This is a genomic window from Tardiphaga sp. 215_C5_N2_1 (genome assembly GCF_052076055.1).
Classification (GTDB): Bacteria; Pseudomonadota; Alphaproteobacteria; order Rhizobiales; family Xanthobacteraceae; genus Tardiphaga; species Tardiphaga robiniae.
Window position 1 is genome coordinate 4034767 of the sequence record NZ_CP197240.1, and the last position, 16114, is coordinate 4050880.

The 16114-nt window shown below is 63.2% G+C and carries 16 protein-coding genes; 6 read left to right on the plus strand and 10 right to left on the minus strand.

Annotation, left to right across the window (positions count from 1 at the left end; genetic code table 11):
- Positions 1-63: 63 nt before the first annotated feature.
- Positions 64-1317: an ATP-grasp domain-containing protein gene (locus AB7828_RS19170; protein WP_441230904.1), complete on the minus strand. Its 1254-nt coding sequence runs from the start codon at positions 1315-1317 to the stop codon at positions 64-66.
- 175 nt (positions 1318-1492) lie between these two features.
- Between AB7828_RS19170 and AB7828_RS19175 the strand changes: the two genes are divergently transcribed.
- The 4 genes from AB7828_RS19175 to AB7828_RS19190 all read left to right on the plus strand — a co-directional run bounded on the left by AB7828_RS19175 (position 1493) and on the right by AB7828_RS19190 (position 6957).
- Entirely contained in the window at positions 1493-2707 is a 1215-nt protein-coding gene (locus AB7828_RS19175; protein WP_441230905.1) for an MFS transporter, read from the plus strand.
- A gap of 62 nt (positions 2708-2769) precedes the next feature.
- Positions 2770-3423 carry an ABC transporter ATP-binding protein gene (locus tag AB7828_RS19180; RefSeq protein ID WP_441230906.1) on the plus strand — a complete coding sequence of 218 codons (654 nt, stop codon included), beginning with the start codon at positions 2770-2772 and terminating at the stop codon, positions 3421-3423.
- Entirely contained in the window at positions 3420-5882 is a 2463-nt protein-coding gene (locus AB7828_RS19185) for an FtsX-like permease family protein (protein WP_441230907.1), read from the plus strand. The genes AB7828_RS19180 and AB7828_RS19185 overlap by 4 nt, the downstream gene beginning before the upstream one ends.
- A complete protein-coding gene (locus AB7828_RS19190) occupies positions 5872-6957 on the plus strand; it encodes a lipocalin-like domain-containing protein (RefSeq protein ID WP_441230908.1) in 1086 nt (361 codons plus the stop codon). Before AB7828_RS19185 ends, AB7828_RS19190 begins: the two co-directional genes overlap by 11 nt.
- Positions 6958-7211: 254 nt before the next feature.
- Here the strand turns inward: AB7828_RS19190 and AB7828_RS19195 are convergent, their stop codons facing one another.
- From AB7828_RS19195 to AB7828_RS19220, 6 genes are all read right to left on the minus strand, one after another.
- Positions 7212-8405 carry an ABC transporter substrate-binding protein gene (locus AB7828_RS19195; RefSeq protein WP_089267812.1) on the minus strand — a complete coding sequence of 398 codons (1194 nt, stop codon included), beginning with the start codon at positions 8403-8405 and terminating at the stop codon, positions 7212-7214.
- A 151-nt stretch (positions 8406-8556) separates the two neighbouring features.
- Positions 8557-8781, minus strand: a complete 225-nt coding sequence (locus AB7828_RS19200; protein ID WP_089267813.1) for a hypothetical protein — start codon at positions 8779-8781, stop codon at positions 8557-8559.
- 63 nt (positions 8782-8844) lie between these two features.
- Positions 8845-10716, minus strand: a complete 1872-nt coding sequence (htpG, locus tag AB7828_RS19205; protein ID WP_441230909.1) for a molecular chaperone HtpG — start codon at positions 10714-10716, stop codon at positions 8845-8847.
- 122 nt (positions 10717-10838) lie between these two features.
- Entirely contained in the window at positions 10839-11135 is a 297-nt protein-coding gene (locus tag AB7828_RS19210; protein ID WP_093757559.1) for a DUF3303 family protein, read from the minus strand.
- A 32-nt stretch (positions 11136-11167) separates the two neighbouring features.
- On the minus strand, positions 11168-11344 hold the full coding sequence (locus AB7828_RS19215; protein ID WP_210269243.1) for a hypothetical protein: 177 nt from the start codon (positions 11342-11344) through the stop codon (positions 11168-11170).
- 142 nt (positions 11345-11486) lie between these two features.
- Positions 11487-11801 (minus strand): hypothetical protein, encoded by a 315-nt coding sequence (locus AB7828_RS19220; RefSeq protein WP_441230910.1) that lies wholly within the window; start codon positions 11799-11801, stop codon positions 11487-11489.
- Positions 11802-12122: 321 nt separating this feature from the next.
- Between AB7828_RS19220 and AB7828_RS19225 the strand changes: the two genes are divergently transcribed.
- A complete protein-coding gene (locus AB7828_RS19225) occupies positions 12123-13193 on the plus strand; it encodes a methyl-accepting chemotaxis protein (protein ID WP_244528141.1) in 1071 nt (356 codons plus the stop codon).
- Positions 13194-13260: 67 nt separating this feature from the next.
- Positions 13261-13626, plus strand: a complete 366-nt coding sequence (locus tag AB7828_RS19230; protein ID WP_093757560.1) for a glyoxalase superfamily protein — start codon at positions 13261-13263, stop codon at positions 13624-13626.
- Positions 13627-13661: 35 nt separating this feature from the next.
- Here AB7828_RS19230 and AB7828_RS19235 read toward each other — a convergent pair whose 3' ends face one another.
- The 3 genes from AB7828_RS19235 to AB7828_RS19245 are packed head-to-tail and all read right to left on the minus strand — an operon-like array spanning position 13662 to position 16074.
- Complete coding sequence (locus AB7828_RS19235) at positions 13662-14183, minus strand: NUDIX hydrolase (protein ID WP_441230911.1); 522 nt, start codon at positions 14181-14183, stop codon at positions 13662-13664.
- Positions 14184-14198: 15 nt separating this feature from the next.
- Positions 14199-15167: a D-erythronate dehydrogenase gene (denD, locus tag AB7828_RS19240; RefSeq protein ID WP_441230912.1), complete on the minus strand. Its 969-nt coding sequence runs from the start codon at positions 15165-15167 to the stop codon at positions 14199-14201.
- A gap of 10 nt (positions 15168-15177) precedes the next feature.
- Entirely contained in the window at positions 15178-16074 is an 897-nt protein-coding gene (locus AB7828_RS19245) for an NAD(P)-dependent oxidoreductase (protein ID WP_441230913.1), read from the minus strand.
- Positions 16075-16114: the final 40 nt, after the last annotated feature.

Sequence of the window (16114 nt, forward strand, 5' to 3'; positions counted from 1 at the left end):
AGCGGGGAGAGGGAGCCGGCCGCGTCTGTCGCAACTATTCAACTCTAACGCGGCCGGATGAAACTAAAACATCTCGCTTTCGATGGCCGCAACCGTCCCGGCATCGAGCAGATGCGCACCCCAGCCGCGTTTCGCCAGCACAAGCGACAGCTTCGGCGACACCAGCAGCAACAGCGCAGTCATCATCAGCGGCACTACGCTGAGCCAGTCGATGCGCACGGGCGTGAGCTCTTCGGTGCTGCCGGCATAGTCGCCATGGCGACACCAGATATCGCGGCAAATGCGTAGCAGATCTCGCCTGTCGCCACCGCGCTGCGCACTGCCGAGCAGCACTTGCATGGCCTGATGCGTGACCACGCCCTCTCGTGTCGTCGGTGCGACATCCGGCGTCTCGCCCAGGGAAACGCGCAGCAGCAGATCGACCAGATCGACGCCGGCGAGCCAGGCGGCCATCGGCTCCACCAGCCGCGGATTGCAGTCGATATAATATGGCCCGGTGCCGTCATCCGGCATGATCAAGTCGATCGACAGCGCGCCGTGCCAGGCGAGATGCCTGCCGATAGCCGCGAGATCGTCGCGCACACGGTCGCGCCGCGCGCTGCGCTTGATGGCATCGCCGCCGCCGGCGCCCTCCATGATCTGACGAGTGGCGTGAAAGCCGACCAGCTCGCCGCGGCAGAACACGCCCTGCGCCTTCTCGGTCGCGCCCGCGGCGTGGGCCTGCACCAGCACCTCGCCGGCAAGGCCGTTGCCGACCTCAAGCTCTCTCATTGCCAGCGCGAGGTCAGCATCATTGCGCACCATCCAGACGCCGCGGCTCGCGGTGCCGATGGCGGTCTTGATCACGCAGGGAAAGCGGAGATCGGTACGAAGCGTATCGGCGCTTGCGACGATCTGCGTCTCGGGTTGTGGCAATCCAAGCTCGCTCAGCATACGGCTGAAACCGGCCTTACTATGCGCCGCCCGGTAGCTCGCGAAGGACGGCAAGGCCAGGCCGGCCAGCGGCCTCAGCCGCTCCTGCACTTTCGCGAACAGGAAGCCCTGTTCGTGGATCGGCAGCAGCACGTCATAGTCGCCAGTCGCCAGCAGGCCTTCGATGAACCGCAGGAAGCCCAGGGGATTTTCCCGCATTCCCGGGCAGCGGCGATATATGCGGACAAATCGCGAGAACCGCGCCAGCCCGGCAGCGGCGGGATCGCAGACATCCACCACATGGCCGGCGAGGCCGAGCACGGTGACAGCCTCTCGCGCGGAGGTGCTGGTGCCTTCCGACAGCAGTATCCGCAGCGGCTTAAAATTCGGGCTGTTCGTCATCATGCTCAATCATGTCGCATTCCCGGGCCGTGGTCGCGTTTCCCACTGCTGCCCTGCACGGGCCGCAACACCTGCATGTCGCAGCGCTGATAGACATCAACCTGCTGAGAACGTAGGCATAGCGCACCTTTTCGAGGCTGCAAAAAGCGGCCGTCAGCCGCCTTGGGTGGAAACGCATATGGTCGATATTCCGGCCTCGACCTCGCATCTCGCCGCGCGCGACCACATCCCTTCGGCGACGCGCACGCTGACGGCGATTTCCACTGCGCATTGGGTCAGTCACTTCCACATCTTCGTACTGCCAATGCTGTTCCCGTTCCTGAAGGAACGGCTCGGCGTCGGCTATATCGAACTCGGCTTCGCGCTCACTACGTTCGCTGTCGTCTCCGGCCTCACCCAGGCGCCGATCGGCTATCTCGTCGACCGCATCGGTGCGCGCAAAATCCTGATCCTCGGCGTCATGCTCGGCGGCTGTGCGCTGATCGCGCTCGGCCTGTTGCTGAGCTACCCCGCGCTGATTATCTGCGCCGCGCTGCTTGGCCTAGCCAACAGCGTCTATCACCCGGCCGACTACGCCATCCTCGCCGCGCATATGGACGAGTCGAAGATGGGCCGCGCATTCTCGATTCATACATTCGCAGGCTTCGTCGGCGGCGCGGTCGCGCCTCCCTTGATGGCGGCACTGCTGGTCGGTATCGGTGGCCAGGGCGCGCTGATCGTCGCGGGCGCCATCGGCGTGGCGATCGCACTGATGCTGATCGTGGTCGGCATTCCCGATGCCGGCGCGATGGCTGATGGCGATGACGCCAAAAATGCGGAGACGCCCAAGGTCAGCATGATGACCCCGGCGATCCTGATGCTGACGCTGTTCTTCACACTGCTCTCGCTGTCGCAGAATGGCATCAACAGCTTCGGCATCGTGGCGCTGATGAACGGCTACGGCACATCGCTGTCATCGGCGAATATCGCCCTCACCGCTTTCCTCGCGGCCAGCGCCGTCGGCGTGCTTGCCGGCGGCTGGCTGGCCGATCGGACCAGACACCATAGCCGCGTCGCCGCGGTGTGTTTCACGATCAATGCCGCCATCATCTGTGCCATCGCGGTGTTCACGCTGCCGACGCCGGTGATCGTCGCGGCCATGACCACCGCGGGCTTCCTCGGCGGCGTGCTGACGCCGTCGCGCGACATGCTGGTGCGCGAGGCGGCCCCTCCCGGCGCTGCCGGCCGCGCCTTCGGCATCGTCTCCACCGGCTTCAATTTCGGCGGCATCATCAGCCCCATCCTGTTCGGCTGGTTCATGGACCACGCCTTGCCGCACTGGGTGTTCGGCGCCTCCGCCTGTTTCATGGCGGCAACGGTACTGCTGGCGCTGGTGTCGGAGCGCAAGCGATAACGGGTTGTCGTCCCCGCCTGCGTGGGGACGGCGGGGAGCGGTTCTGTTATAGTCTCCGCCGCATGCTCACGGTTCGCCACCTCACCAAATCCTATCGCTCAGCCCAGGAACAGGTCGCCGTTCTGCGCGGCGTCGATCTCAGCGTTGCCGCAGGCGAGAGCGTGGCGCTGACCGGCGAATCCGGCAGCGGCAAGAGCACGCTGCTGCATCTGATCGCCGGCCTCGATGAAGCCGACAGCGGCGAGATCCAACTCGGCGATATCATCGTCACCGGGCTCCAAGATTCCGCCCGCGCCGCGCTGCGCCGCGACCGGCTCGGCCTCGTGTTCCAGCAGTTCAACCTGATCCCGTCGCTGTCGGTGGCAGACAATCTGGCGTTTCAATCGCGCATCTCCGGCAAGCATGACGCAGCCTGGCAAAACGAGCTCACTGAACGCCTCGGCCTCGGCGCGCTGCTCAAGCGCTATCCCGAACAACTCTCCGGCGGCCAGCAGCAACGCGTCGCCATCGGTCGTGCGCTGGCCTCGAAACCGCTGCTGCTGCTCGCCGACGAACCCACCGGCAATCTCGACGAAGACACTGCCGACGAGGTGCTGAAACTGGCGCGCGATCTCGTCACCCGCACCGGCTGCGGTTTCCTGATGGTGACCCATAGCGAGCGTCTCGCGGCCACGCTGGATCGCCGCATCCACCTTCATGCCGGATTGATCGCGTGAGACGCGCGCTCTGGATCCTTGCGGTGCTACTCAGCCACTGGCGCCGGCATCCGATGCAGTTCGCGACACTCCTGATCGGCCTGATCGCCGCGACCGCGTTATGGAGCGGCGTGCAGGCGCTCAACCAGCAGGCGCGCACCAGCTATGACCGCGCCGCCGCGGCCTTCGGCGGAACGCGCACGCCGATGCTGGTCGCAACCAATGGCGGCGCGTTTTCGCAACAGCTCTTTGTCGATCTCCGCCGCGCCGGTTGGCCGGTCTCGCCCGTCGTCGAAGGCCGCGTGCAAATCGGCGGCCGCTCGGTGCGCCTGCTCGGCATTGAGCCGGTGACCATGCCTGTTGAAGCCAGCGCCGCGGCGGATATCGGCAAGACCGGCGCACAGGCGTTTCTCACGCCGCCCGGTCAGGCGCTGATTGCGCCGGAAACACTGGCGAGCCTCGGTCTTACTAAGGGTGCGACGCCTGCGCTCAATGACGGAGCCCTGCTGCCGCCGCTGAAACTGCAGCCGCAACTCGCGCCCGGCGTCCTGGTGGTCGATATCGGCATCGCCCAGAAACTGCTGAAGTTGCCGGACCAGATTTCGCGCCTGCTGATCGGCAGCGCCAAGGGTCCCCGCGCGTCGCTCGGCAGCGTCGCCGGCGATCAGTTGCGACTGGTGCAGCCCGATGCGGAGACCGACCTCGAACGTCTTACCGACAGTTTCCATCTCAATCTCACCGCCTTCGGCCTGCTATCCTTCTTCGTCGGGCTGTTCATCGTCAATTCGGCCATCGGCCTCGGCTTCGAACGGCGCCTGCCGATGCTGCGCACGCTGCGTGCCTGCGGCGTCTCGGCGCGGCAGCTCAACAGCGTGCTGGTGCTGGAGCTTGTCAGCATCGCGCTGATCGCCGGCGCCATCGGTCTCGTCTGCGGATACTTCATCGCAGCATCGCTGCTGCCCGATATTGCGGCCAGCCTGCGCGGACTCTATGGTGCGCAGATCCCGGGGCAACTGACACTGAAGCCCGAATGGTGGTTCGCTGGTCTCGCGATTTCCATCGTCGGCGCGCTGCTGGCGGCGACATCGAGCCTGCTGAAAGCTGTCCATCTCCCCTTGCTCGCCACCGCACAGCCTTATGCCTGGCAACAGGCACAGCATCGCTGGCTGCGGCTGCAAGGCGCGGGCGCATTGCTCGTGTTCATCGCTGCCGGACTTGCGCTCTGGTTTGGCGATTCCCTGATCGCTGGCTTCTTCGTGCTTGCCGCATTGCTGCTCGGCGCAGCGCTCGCATTGCCGGTCATCCTCGGTATCGTCCTTGCCGGCGGTGAACGCAGCACGCGACGGCCACTCGTCACATGGTTCTGGGCCGACAGCCGGCTGCAACTCTCCGGCCTGTCGCTGGCGCTGATGGCGCTGCTGCTGGCGCTCGCCGTCAATGTCGGCGTCGGCACCATGGTGGAGAGTTTCAGCCGGACCTTTACGGGATGGCTCGACGGGCGGCTGGCGTCCGAGATCTATCTGAACGCGGCGAGCGAGAAGCAGGCGAGCGAGATCAAGACCTGGCTGAAGACGCGCCCCGATGTGCAGGCAGTTCTGCCGGGCAGCCGCACCGACGTGCAGTTCAATGGTGCGCCGATCGAGTTGCTCGGCTTCGCCGATCACGCCACCTATCGCGATCAATGGCCGCTGCTGGATTCAACCAGCGACGCATGGGATCGCGTGCGCAGCGGCGACGGCGCGCTCATCAGCGAACAACTCTCGCTGCGCATGAAGCTCAAACTCGGCGACCGTCTGGACGTGCCGACGCCGACCGGTACATGGCCGATGGACGTCGTTGCGGTATATGCGGATTACGGCAATCCCAAAAGCCAGATCGGCGTCAACATTGATGCACTGGTCAAACATTTCCCTGATATTTCGCAGACCCGCATGGGCCTGCGCGTCGCACCTGCGGATGTGCCCGCGCTGATCGACGCCATCCGCGCGCGCTTCGGTCTCGACGGCCGCAACCTCGCCGATCAGACGACGGTGAAAACGGAATCGCTTGCAATCTTCAACCGCACTTTCGCGGTCACCGCAGCGCTCAATGCCTTCACGCTCGGCGTCGCCGGCGTCGCGCTCCTCACCAGCCTGCTCACACTGAGCAATTCGCGCCTGCCCCAACTGGCGCCGCTCTGGGCCATTGGCGTCACGCGTCGCCGCCTTGCCGGCATCGAGTTGTTGAAGACGCTGTCGGTCGCCTTGATCACCTCACTACTGGCGCTGCCGCTCGGCCTGCTGGTGGCGTGGTGTCTGATCGCCATCGTCAATGTGAAGGCCTTTGGCTGGCGCCTGCCGTTCCATGTGTTTCCGCTGCAACTGATCCAGTTGCTCGGCGTCGCCATGCTGGCCTCGCTGCTCGCAGCCTTGCTACCGATCCTGAAACTGCTGCGCATGCAGCCGGCCACACTGGTGAAGGTATTCGCCAATGAGCGCTAGCCTCGTTACGCGTCGCAGTTTGATCGGCGGCATCGCGCTGCTCGGGCTCGGCGGTTCACGCACATTCGCCCAGGGCTTTGCCGGCCTCGGCCGCGACGCCGAAGGTTTTGCGACTGTCGTTCCGGGCCGTCCCCTCACCTTTCCGGCCGACCACGGCCCGCATCCGGATTACCGTATCGAATGGTGGTACCTCACCGCCAATCTCACTGACACGAACGGCAATGCTTACGGCGCGCAGTGGACACTGTTTCGCCAGGCAATGGCGGTGGGCGCGCAAGGCGACGGCTGGGCAACGCCGCAGATCTGGATGGGCCATGCGGCGGTGACATCGGCGACCGCGCATCATGCAGCTGAGAGTTTTGCCCGCGGCGGCGTCGGTCAGGCCGGTGTCACGACAACACCGTTCCGTGCATGGATCGATGCGTGGGAAATGCGCGGGCTTGAGAACTTCGACGACAGGTCGGTTGCGCCGCTCGACGTGTCGGCATCGTCAGCGGATTTCAGCTACCGGCTACGGCTCAATGCAAAGCAGCCACTCGTGCTGCAGGGCGAAAATGGTCTCAGCCGCAAATCCGAACGCGGCCAGGCGTCGTATTACTACAGCCAGCCCTATTTCACCGCATCGGGTGCGCTGACCATCGACGGCAAGGAGATCGCCGTCACTGGCCGCGCCTGGATGGACAGGGAATATTCGAGCCAGCCGCTGGCTTCCGACCAGACCGGCTGGGACTGGTTCTCGCTGCATCTGCCCGATAATGCAAAGCTGATGCTGTTTCGTCTCAGGCAGAAAGATGGCGCGCATTATTTTGCCGGCAACTGGATCACCGCGGACGGAAAATCCGAACAGCTTGCCCCAGGCGCCATAGATATGACGCCGACAGTCATGACGGAGATCGCCGGCCGCAGGATCCCGACGTCATGGAAGGTATCGATCGCATCGCGCGGATTGCAGATCACGACCTCGCCGCTGAATGCCAGGAGCTGGATGACGACGAGCTTCCCATATTGGGAAGGGCCGGTGAGCTTCACCGGCAGCCACAGCGGCGTGGGTTATCTTGAGATGACGGGATATTAGGGGGTTATCTTCTTAACCTCTCCCCGCTCTGCGCGGGGAGAGGTCGAAATGCGAGCGGAGCGAGTATTTCGGGTGAGGGGCATGGCATTGAGCTTGCCCCACTTACCACACCCTCGGATCGCACCATCCGACCCGCGAATAAGAGCTTGTATTTTCCGCCATACCTCGCCCCTCACCCGGAGCCGTCGCTTCGCGCCGGCCCCGACCTCTCCCCGCAATGCGGGGAGAGGTTAAGGAAGATCAGCGCTTCGATTTTACTTCGTCAGCGGGCAGCCGCTCTCGGCCGCGGTCGGATAGGCCTTGTCGCCGGGCACCACGGCGAGCTGCTTGTAGTAATCCCATGGCTTCTTCGATTCCGACGGCTTCTTGACCTCGAACAGATAGAGGTCCTTCACCATGCGGCCATTGGCGAGCACCTTGCCGCCCTGGGCGAAGGCGTCATCGACCGGAAGTTCCTTCAGCTTCTTCGCGACAGCTTCGGAGTCCTTGGTGCCTGCCGCCTTGACTGCCTTCAGATAAGACAGCGTCGACGAATAGGTGCCGGCCTGGATCATGTTCGGCATGCGCTGGGTGCGCTTGAAGAAGCGATCGGCGAACTCACGCGACTTGTCGTCGCGATCCCAATAGAAAGATTCCGTCAGCACCAGACCCTGGGCAGCTTGCAGGCCGAGGCCGTTCACTTCGGCGAGCGTGAGCAGGAGGCCCGCGAGCTTCTGGCCGCCGGCGACGATGCCGAATTCAGCCGCCTGCTTCACGGCGTTGGTGGTGTCGAGGCCGGCATTGGCAAGGCCGATGACCTTGGCCTTGGACGCCTGAGCCTGCAGCAGGAACGACGAGAAGTCAGACGAGTTCAGCGGATGGCGAACGGCGCCGAGCACCTTGCCGCCCTTTGCCTTCACGATGTCGCCGGTGTCCTTCTCCAGCGAATAGCCGAAGGCATAGTCCGCCGTGAGGAAGAACCAGGTGTCGCCACCAGCTTCGGTCAGCGCGCCGCCGGTGCCAACACCCAAGGCGCGTGTATCGAACGACCAGTGGAAGCCATAGGGCGTGCAGGCATCGCCGGTGACGCGCGACGAGGCCGCGCCGACCACGATGTCGATCTTCTTCTCCTGATTGGAGAGCTCCTGAACCGCGAGCGCCACCGACGAGGTGGTCAATTCAGTGATCATGTCGACGCCTTCGACGTCATACCAGCGCCGCGCGATCGAGACGGCGAGGTCAGGCTTGTTCTGGTGATCCGCGGTGACCAGTTCGATCTTCTTGCCGAGCACCTCGCCGCCGAAATCCTCGATCGCCATCTTGGCGGCTTCGACCGAATACTTTCCGCCGTAATCGGCATAGACACCGGACTGATCGTTGAGAATGCCGATCTTGACGCCTTGCGCCGAGGCCGGCGCGGCCAGGAAAAGACCGCACAGCGCAGCCGTCGACAACAGTCCGAATTTCATAAATGCCTCCCAGGTTTTCAATTTGGGCGCACGCTATGTGAGAAGCTCGGGACGAACCAGATAATCTTTCGACTTAGCCGAAATGTGCAGATCAGCTTTGCGTTAGTTCAAGATCACTCCCAACGACGATTGCTGCAACGCACGCGCGCGGTCACTGCATCCGCTTCTTCAACGCTGCGTCGATACAGGCGAGTTCCCGCTCGATCTCCGCGACCATCGAGACAGGATCGGTGTCGGAGATCAGGTGCATCTTCTCGTATGTCCCATCCTGAATGCTCTTCAGGATGGCCAGACGATCGTCCCGATAACCCTGCAGGCGCTCGAAATCGCCGCGCTCGGCGTATTTCGCGATGAGTTTCTCGAAGACAGTGCTCATGAGTGGAGTTCCTTGGCATCAAAAGCGCGGGGACGAATGCCCCGCGCCGTGAACGGTCGGCGATCACAAACCGCGCAGCACCAACCGGTTGAGACGGCTCGCAAACGCGGCCGGATCTTCTGGCAATTCGCCGTCGAGGATCTGCGCCTGCTCGAGCAGCAGGAACGCGATGTCGGACGCTTCGCCGCCCGCCGCCTTGTCGGCATCGGCGATCTTCGCCACCAGCGGATGGCGCAGATTGATCTCGAGGATCGGCTTGGTGACGCTGCCGCGATTCTGCATCGCCAGCATGCGCTCGAGCTCGCGATCCGGACCGGCGCCGCCGGCGACTAGACACGACGCCGACGTGGTCAGACGCGTCGAGGCCTTCACGTCCGAAACGCGCTCGCCGAGCGCATCCTTGATGACGGCGATGGTCGCCGCCTCATCGGTCTCGGTCTTCGGCTCGTCCTTGGTCGCATCTTCATCAATGCGCGGGATCAGATCGAGATTGACCTCGCCCTGGCTCAGCGACTTCAGCGGCTTGCCGTCGAAATCCAGCGGCGCCGACGACCAGAACGCATCGACCGCGTCGGTCAACAGCAGCACCTCGATTCCGCGCGACTTGGCGGCTTCCAGCTTCGGATTCGACTTGAGACGATCGAGACTGTCGCCCGCGAGATAATAGATCTCGGTCTGGTTCGGCTTCAGGTCAGCGACATAGTCTTTCAGCGAGCGCTTCTCGCCCGAGGTCGTGGTGAAACGCGACAGCGCCAGCAGCTTCTCGCGACGCTCGAAATCCTCATAGATGCCTTCCTTGATCACCGGGCCGAAGGCGTCCCAGATCTTGGTGAAGGTCTCGGCATCCTTCTCGCTCAGCGTCTCCAGCTCGCCGATCACGCGGGTCGCCACGGCCTTCCTGATTTGCGCGAGCTGCGGATTGTTCTGCAACATCTCCCGGGAGAGGTTCAGCGGCAGATCCTCGGCATCGATGACGCCGCGGATGAAGCGCAGATAGGACGGCAACAGGTCCGCATCATTGGTGATGAAGACGCGACGCACATAGAGCTTCACATGGCCCTTGCGGTTCGGCTCAAACAGGTCGAACGGCTTCTGCGATGGCGCGAACAGCAGCACCGCATAGGAATAGCGGCCCTCGGCACGGTAATGCAGCGTCATCGCCGGTTCGTCATAGGCATGCGCGATAGACTTGTAAGCCGCGCTGTAATCCTCCGGCGTCAGTTCGGACTTGGAGCGCTGCCACAGCGCGCTGGCCGAATTGATCTGGCGCGACTCGGCATCGCCGTCCTTGAGCATGATCGGAAACTGGATGTTGTCCGAATAGGCGCCGACAATGCGCTCGATCTCGTAAGTTTCGAGATATTTCTTCGCGTCTTCTTTCAGATGCAGCACAATGGAGGTGCCGGTCGGCACGCTCATGCCGTCACTGACCTGGCCGATCTCGAAACCGGCGCCGCCAGTCGAGGTCCAGGTGAAGGCGTCGTGGGTGCCGGCGCGGTGGCTGGTGACGACGATCTTCTCGGCCACCATGAAGGCCGCATAGAAGCCGACGCCGAACTGGCCGATCAGATTCGAGCCGTCCTTGGCCTCGGTCAGCCGCGACAGAAACGACTTGGTCCCGGATCTCGCGATGGTCCCTAGGTTGTCGATCAGTTCCTGGCGATCCATGCCGATGCCGGTATCGACGATCGACAGCGTACCGGCCGCCTTGTCCGGAATGATGGTGATGTTGGGCGACTGGCCGTCGGGGATCAGCTGCGGATTGGCGATCGCCTCATAGCGCAGCTTGTCGCAAGCGTCGGACGCATTGGAGACCAGTTCGCGCAGAAAAATGTCGGTCTCGGAATAGACCGAGTGAACCATCAGGTTCAGCAATTCGGCGACTTCGGCCTGGAACGGCTGGGAAACGGGTGCAGCGGTGTCAGTGGTCGTCATGAAAAGTGCCCGATACTGGTAAGGGAGAGATCACGCATATAGCGACGCGGATTTGCCGAGTCCATGGTGCGAACCGATGGTTTCCGCGCGAAAAGGCTGATCGGGAACTGAAACTCGCGACGCTACTTTGAAGCAGCGACCTGCGATGCGAGCAGAGCCGTGGTCGCATCGAGATCGACCAGCGGATAGACCTCGAACTGAGCCGGGATGATATCGGCCCATTCGTTCAGGATGCGATGCAGCACTTCATTGCCATCGACCTTGAACACCGCGACCACGCCGCGGCCGACGCGCGGATAGATGTGCTGGCAGACACCCGACGCCTGATACCCAGCCATCCACGGCCAGAAGCTCTGACGCGCGGCCGCCATGTCGGACGGACGATCTGCGCGCGGATTCGAGATCACCAGAAACAGCATCGCTGATCTCCTGTCGGCGTACTCAGAACGCGTCAGCCCTGCAGCGCACCGTGATAGGCGCTTTCCAGCATGGCCAGGCATTCACGCGCACGCGCCTGCGCGATGTCGTTCGCGGTCTGGGAGATTTCGCGGAGATCGCGGATCGCCAGATCGACGGCGCTCAGCAGATCGATTTCACACTCATCGGCCTGGGGGGCCGCTACACGCATGGGGAAAGGGATAACTACACTCACTGGCACGCCCGCTCTTCACGATTGCAACGCTCGAATCACTCGCGACTCATTTGGCCTGCGAATGGTTAAGCCAATCGGTAGGAAGCAACGGATCTGACGTAAAACTGTCGCGCCGCCGTCAATCCTGCCAGCTCACCGGCGGGATCAGACCGACGGACGGGTCATCGCCAGGGTCATCCGACGGCTGGATCGTGGGCGCTTCGTCCTGTTCGGGCGTCGCGTCGATAATCATGGCCGGCGACGGAAGCTGTGGAACGGCCATGCTCTGCTGCCCGCGCCGATAAGATTCGAATTCGAGCTGTTTGGCGAAATACCGGAACAGGTCAGCCGCGTATTTGCGCTGCTCGGGGCTGGACGCCGAGGCGATCTGGAAGATCAATTCGTCGGACAGTTCCGACGTGGTCGTACCGGTCAGGTCTTCGAGAACGCTCATCACAATGGCTCGGCCTATGAAGCCTTGAGCCTGCACGAACGTGGTTGATATCGCGTTGTTCGTCAGAGTAATCGGGCGGGCGTGCATAAGCATCACTAATGACGCCCTAATTTGTACCGTTAGGGGGCATCGAACGTCCTGCGGATGCGGCCGCGCATGACCAGACACAATGAGATAGTGCCTGTTGCGCACTCCTGCCGCTTATTCGTGCAAGTCGGCGGAACCCGGCACACGGAAAATTAAGCCACGATTAACCATGACCGGGCAATAACCGGGAGGTAACTGATTGCTGTCAACGGGGATACGACGATGGTCTTGGCAATGAACCGCAGCAGTCACTCTGCGCATGCCAATGCAACCGAAGAGAACGACGATAGCTCCGATATCTCCGCGCTGATCGGGCGGTTGACCGCCGAGGTCAACGAGATCGCCTGCGAGAAGACCAGGTCGATCCAGCACATCACCAACCAGATGAAGATGCTGGCGCTGAACGCGCTGATCGAAAGCTCGCGCGCCGGCGCGCAGGGCGCGGGCTTCGCCGTCGTCGCGCAGGAAGTGCGCAATGTCGGCCAGCAGGTCGAGACCATCGCGCGCGATCTGGAATCCCAGCTCACAGCCCGCACCGGCAGCCTGATGGCGTCGATCGAGAAGATGACCGAGCGCTCGCGCGGCGAACGCATGGTCGACCTGTCGCTGAATGCCATCGAACTGATCGACCGCAATCTCTATGAGCGTACCTGCGACGTCCGCTGGTGGGCGACCGACTCGGCCGTCGTCGATTGCGCAGCCGCACCGAGCGATGCCACCGTCGCTCATGTCTCCGAGCGACTTGCCGTGATCCTCGGCGCCTACACCGTCTATCTCGATCTCTGGCTGTGCGACATGCAAGGTAATGTCATCGCCAGCGGCCGTGGCGATCGTTTCAATGTGACGGGCCAGAACATCGCCGGCACCGCCTGGTTTCGCGATGCCCGTACGCTGCGCTCCGGCGACGACTACACCGCGGGTGACGTCGAGCGCCAGCCGCTCCTGAACAATGCGCAGGTCGCGACCTATTGCGCCAGCGTGCGCGAAGGCGGCAAGGCCAATGGCCGCGCCATCGGCGTGCTCGCGATTCATTTCGACTGGGAAGCCCAGGCGCGCGCCATCGTCGAGGGCGTTCGCGTCGACGACGACAAGACGCGCGTACTGCTGGTGGATTCGAACCTGCGCGTCATCGCCTCGTCCGACGGCCAGGGCCTGCTCACCGAACGCATCCCACTGGCCTTGAACGGCCGCCGCAGTGGCTTCTATCATGACCGTTCCGGCGGCCTCGTCGCCTTTCATGCCACGCCCGGCTACGAGACTTATAAGGGTCTCGGCTGGTACGGCGTGATCATGCGCGGCGCCTAGCCGCACGATCTAGTCAATGACGACTTCGCTGCGATAATCTCCCCTACGCCACGAGCGGGAGACAGCGATGACCGACGTCACTTTCGAACCGGCAATTCCGGTTCTGCGCATCTATGACATTGCTAAAGCGAAGGAGTTCTATGTCGACTTCCTCGGCTTTGCGATCGACTGGGAACATCGTTACGAGCCGGACTCCCCGCTCTACATGCAGGTGTCGCGCGGCGGCGTGAAGCTGCATCTCAGCGAACACTATGGCGACGGCACGCCGGGTAGCGTGGTCTATATCCGCGGCAGCAATATCGCGGCTTTCGCAAAGGAGCTGCATGACAAGCAGGCCCGCTTCGCGCGCCCGAGTCCGACCGATAGGGGCCCAAAGATCACCGACCCGTTCGGCAATGTGCTGCGCTTCGATGATGCGACCAACACGCACTGAGCCCGCCGCTTCAGCCATCGCTGCAACGAGAGAACTTACCCGTTCAACCAGTTCCGGATCTTCGCGAAGAACCCCGTGTCACGTCGCACGGCGATAGGCCCCACGGCAATTGGCCGCACCGGCTCGCCATCCACGACCGGCGCTGCCCTTGCTGCCGCCAGCGCCATGGGCCCGACCTGCGCGAGGAACGCATGTTCATGGCTGCGCGTCAGCCGCGCCAGGGCGGCGTCGAAGGGCAGCCACGCGACTTCGCTGATATCCTTCATCAGCTTGCGTGACGGCGCGGGCGCGGCCTCCATATGCCAGAAATGCACGACCTTGGTCCGTTCGCCGAGCGGATAGGCCAGCGCGCCGAGATAGTCATGCACCGACGCGGCATGGCCGGTCTCTTCCAGTACCTCGCGCTCGGCCGCATCACGCGGCGTCTCGCCATTGTCGAGCTTGCCTTTCGGAAGCACCCAGTCGCCGCGCTTGCGCAGGCAGACCACGGCAAACAGCGGCGTCTCGCCCCGCTGCACGACAATGCCTCCCGCCGCCATGATGATATCGCGCGCCATGATTGTCCTTAACCGCTAACGCACAAAGACGCCATCGAGGTCATCCTCGATATGAGCATGAATGATGGAATCGAAGTCCAGTTCCGCCTGGAAACCCAGCGCCAGCGCACGTGTGGTATCGAACGTCGTGGGCCATCCGGCAACCATCGCCATCGTGGCGGGATCTGGCACATGCTTGATGCGTGTCACAACACTGTCACCTCCCACACGGCGGAGTGCCGCGATCATGTCGGCGACCGATGCCCGCACGCCGGGCATCATCACCGTGCGGCGTGCGCCGAGCTTGGCGCTGTCGAGCGTCGCACCATGAAGCAGGAATTCCGTCGTTGCGCGCGGACTGGCATGAGTCTGACCTACATCGTCGGTTACCGGCAGCACCGCCTCACGCCCGGCCAGCGGCTCGCGAATGATATTGGAGAAGAAACCCGACGCTGCCGCATTGGGCTTGCCCGGCCGTACGCAGATATTCGGCAGGCGAATGCCGATGCCGTCGAAGAAGCCGCGCCGCGTATAATCCGCCAGCAGCAATTCACAAATCGCCTTCTGCGTCCCGTAGCTCGACAGCGGCGTATGAAAAAAATCTTCGGCGATCGGCCCGTTATAGGGCGCGCCGAAGGTCGCGATTGACGAGGTGTAGACGATGCGAGGGCGATAACCACCCCCCAACGCGCGGATCGCCTCGAACAGATTGCGCGTGCCGTCGAGATTGACTGCGTAGCCTTTGTCGAAATTCTGCTCGGCTTCGCCGGAGACGACCGCAGCAAGATGGAAGATCAGGTCGGGCTTTGACGCCAGCAGGGCTGCGGGCGCATCCGGTTTTGCGAGATCGACCATGATGCTGCGCGCGCCGACCAGATCGCTGGGGATCGCATCGGCCATCGCAAGATCGCCGATTTCCCCACCGCCGACATGACCGTCCTTCAGCAGCCGCTCACACAGCTTGCGGCCGATCATGCCGGCCGCGCCAATCACCAGAACCTTCATTCCTTGATCTTCACTCTTTGGGTGCCGACAACGTGTAGATCTCCAGCGCGTCGGCATCGGCGCCGCGCACCGCCTTGCCCATGCGGAAGATCTGCGCTGCGAGCGCCGCCATCGGCACCGGCGTCGATGTGTCCTGCGCCACGGCGACGACCGTATCGAGGTCCTTCAGCATCGTGTGGATGTGGCCAAGCGGCGGCGAATGAATGCCCTGCGCCATGCGCGGCACGAACAGTTGTAGCGGGATCGAATCTGCAAAGCCGCCCGCGAGCGCTTCCGGCAGACGCTTGGCGTCGATGCCGGCATTCACGGCGAGCCGCGTTGCTTCCGCCAGCACCGCCATGGCGCAGCCGACGATCACCTGGTTGCAGAGTTTGGTCATCTGCCCGGCGCCGGTCGGCCCCATATGCGTGAAGTTACGCGCCATCGCCAGAATATAGGGCCTGATACGTTCGACATCGGCGGCCTCGCCGCCGGCCATGATCGCAAGCGTGGCCTCCTCCGCGCCCTTGGTGCCGCCTGACACCGGCGCATCAATCCAGCCCATGCCGTTCGCCGCCTTCAGCCGCGCCGCGATGGACTTCGTCTTATCCGGATGGATCGAGGAGAAATCGACGACCAGCTTGCCCTTGCCATCGGTGCCGGACAGGCCGTTGTCGCCGAACACGACATCTTCGACCGCCGATGCATCGGTGAGGCACATGAAGATGATGCTGGCATGCGCGACGACATCGCGCGGGCTGGCAGCGGCTTTCGCACCGGCCTCAAGCAGCGCATTGGCCTTGCCGGGCGAGCGATTCCAGACGGCCACATCGTAACCGGCGCCCAGCAACCGTTTGGTCATCGGCAGTCCCATCAGGCCGAGGCCAAGGTAACCGAGCTTCTCTTTGCCGCCCGCTGAATCCACCATTTTGACGCCGTTGTCCTTCTGCCGCCGAGCCACGCTGCTC

Coding starts and splice junctions, on each gene's coding strand:
- AB7828_RS19170 (WP_441230904.1), bottom strand. CDS start 1,317: ATGATGACGAACAGCCCGAATTTTAAGCCGCTGCGGATACTGCTGTCG.
- denD (WP_441230912.1), bottom strand. CDS start 15,167: ATGAAGGTTCTGGTGATTGGCGCGGCCGGCATGATCGGCCGCAAGCTG.
- AB7828_RS19210 (WP_093757559.1), bottom strand. CDS start 11,135: ATGCTGTTTCTGGTGATCTCGAATCCGCGCGCAGATCGTCCGTCCGAC.
- AB7828_RS19245 (WP_441230913.1), bottom strand. CDS start 16,074: ATGGTGGATTCAGCGGGCGGCAAAGAGAAGCTCGGTTACCTTGGCCTC.
- AB7828_RS19200 (WP_089267813.1), bottom strand. CDS start 8,781: ATGAGCACTGTCTTCGAGAAACTCATCGCGAAATACGCCGAGCGCGGC.
- AB7828_RS19175 (WP_441230905.1), top strand. CDS start 1,493: ATGGTCGATATTCCGGCCTCGACCTCGCATCTCGCCGCGCGCGACCAC.
- AB7828_RS19220 (WP_441230910.1), bottom strand. CDS start 11,801: ATGAGCGTTCTCGAAGACCTGACCGGTACGACCACGTCGGAACTGTCC.
- AB7828_RS19230 (WP_093757560.1), top strand. CDS start 13,261: ATGACCGACGTCACTTTCGAACCGGCAATTCCGGTTCTGCGCATCTAT.
- AB7828_RS19235 (WP_441230911.1), bottom strand. CDS start 14,183: ATGGCGCGCGATATCATCATGGCGGCGGGAGGCATTGTCGTGCAGCGG.
- AB7828_RS19215 (WP_210269243.1), bottom strand. CDS start 11,344: ATGCGTGTAGCGGCCCCCCAGGCCGATGAGTGTGAAATCGATCTGCTG.
- AB7828_RS19190 (WP_441230908.1), top strand. CDS start 5,872: ATGAGCGCTAGCCTCGTTACGCGTCGCAGTTTGATCGGCGGCATCGCG.
- htpG (WP_441230909.1), bottom strand. CDS start 10,716: ATGACGACCACTGACACCGCTGCACCCGTTTCCCAGCCGTTCCAGGCC.
- AB7828_RS19180 (WP_441230906.1), top strand. CDS start 2,770: ATGCTCACGGTTCGCCACCTCACCAAATCCTATCGCTCAGCCCAGGAA.
- AB7828_RS19195 (WP_089267812.1), bottom strand. CDS start 8,405: ATGAAATTCGGACTGTTGTCGACGGCTGCGCTGTGCGGTCTTTTCCTG.
- AB7828_RS19225 (WP_244528141.1), top strand. CDS start 12,123: ATGAACCGCAGCAGTCACTCTGCGCATGCCAATGCAACCGAAGAGAAC.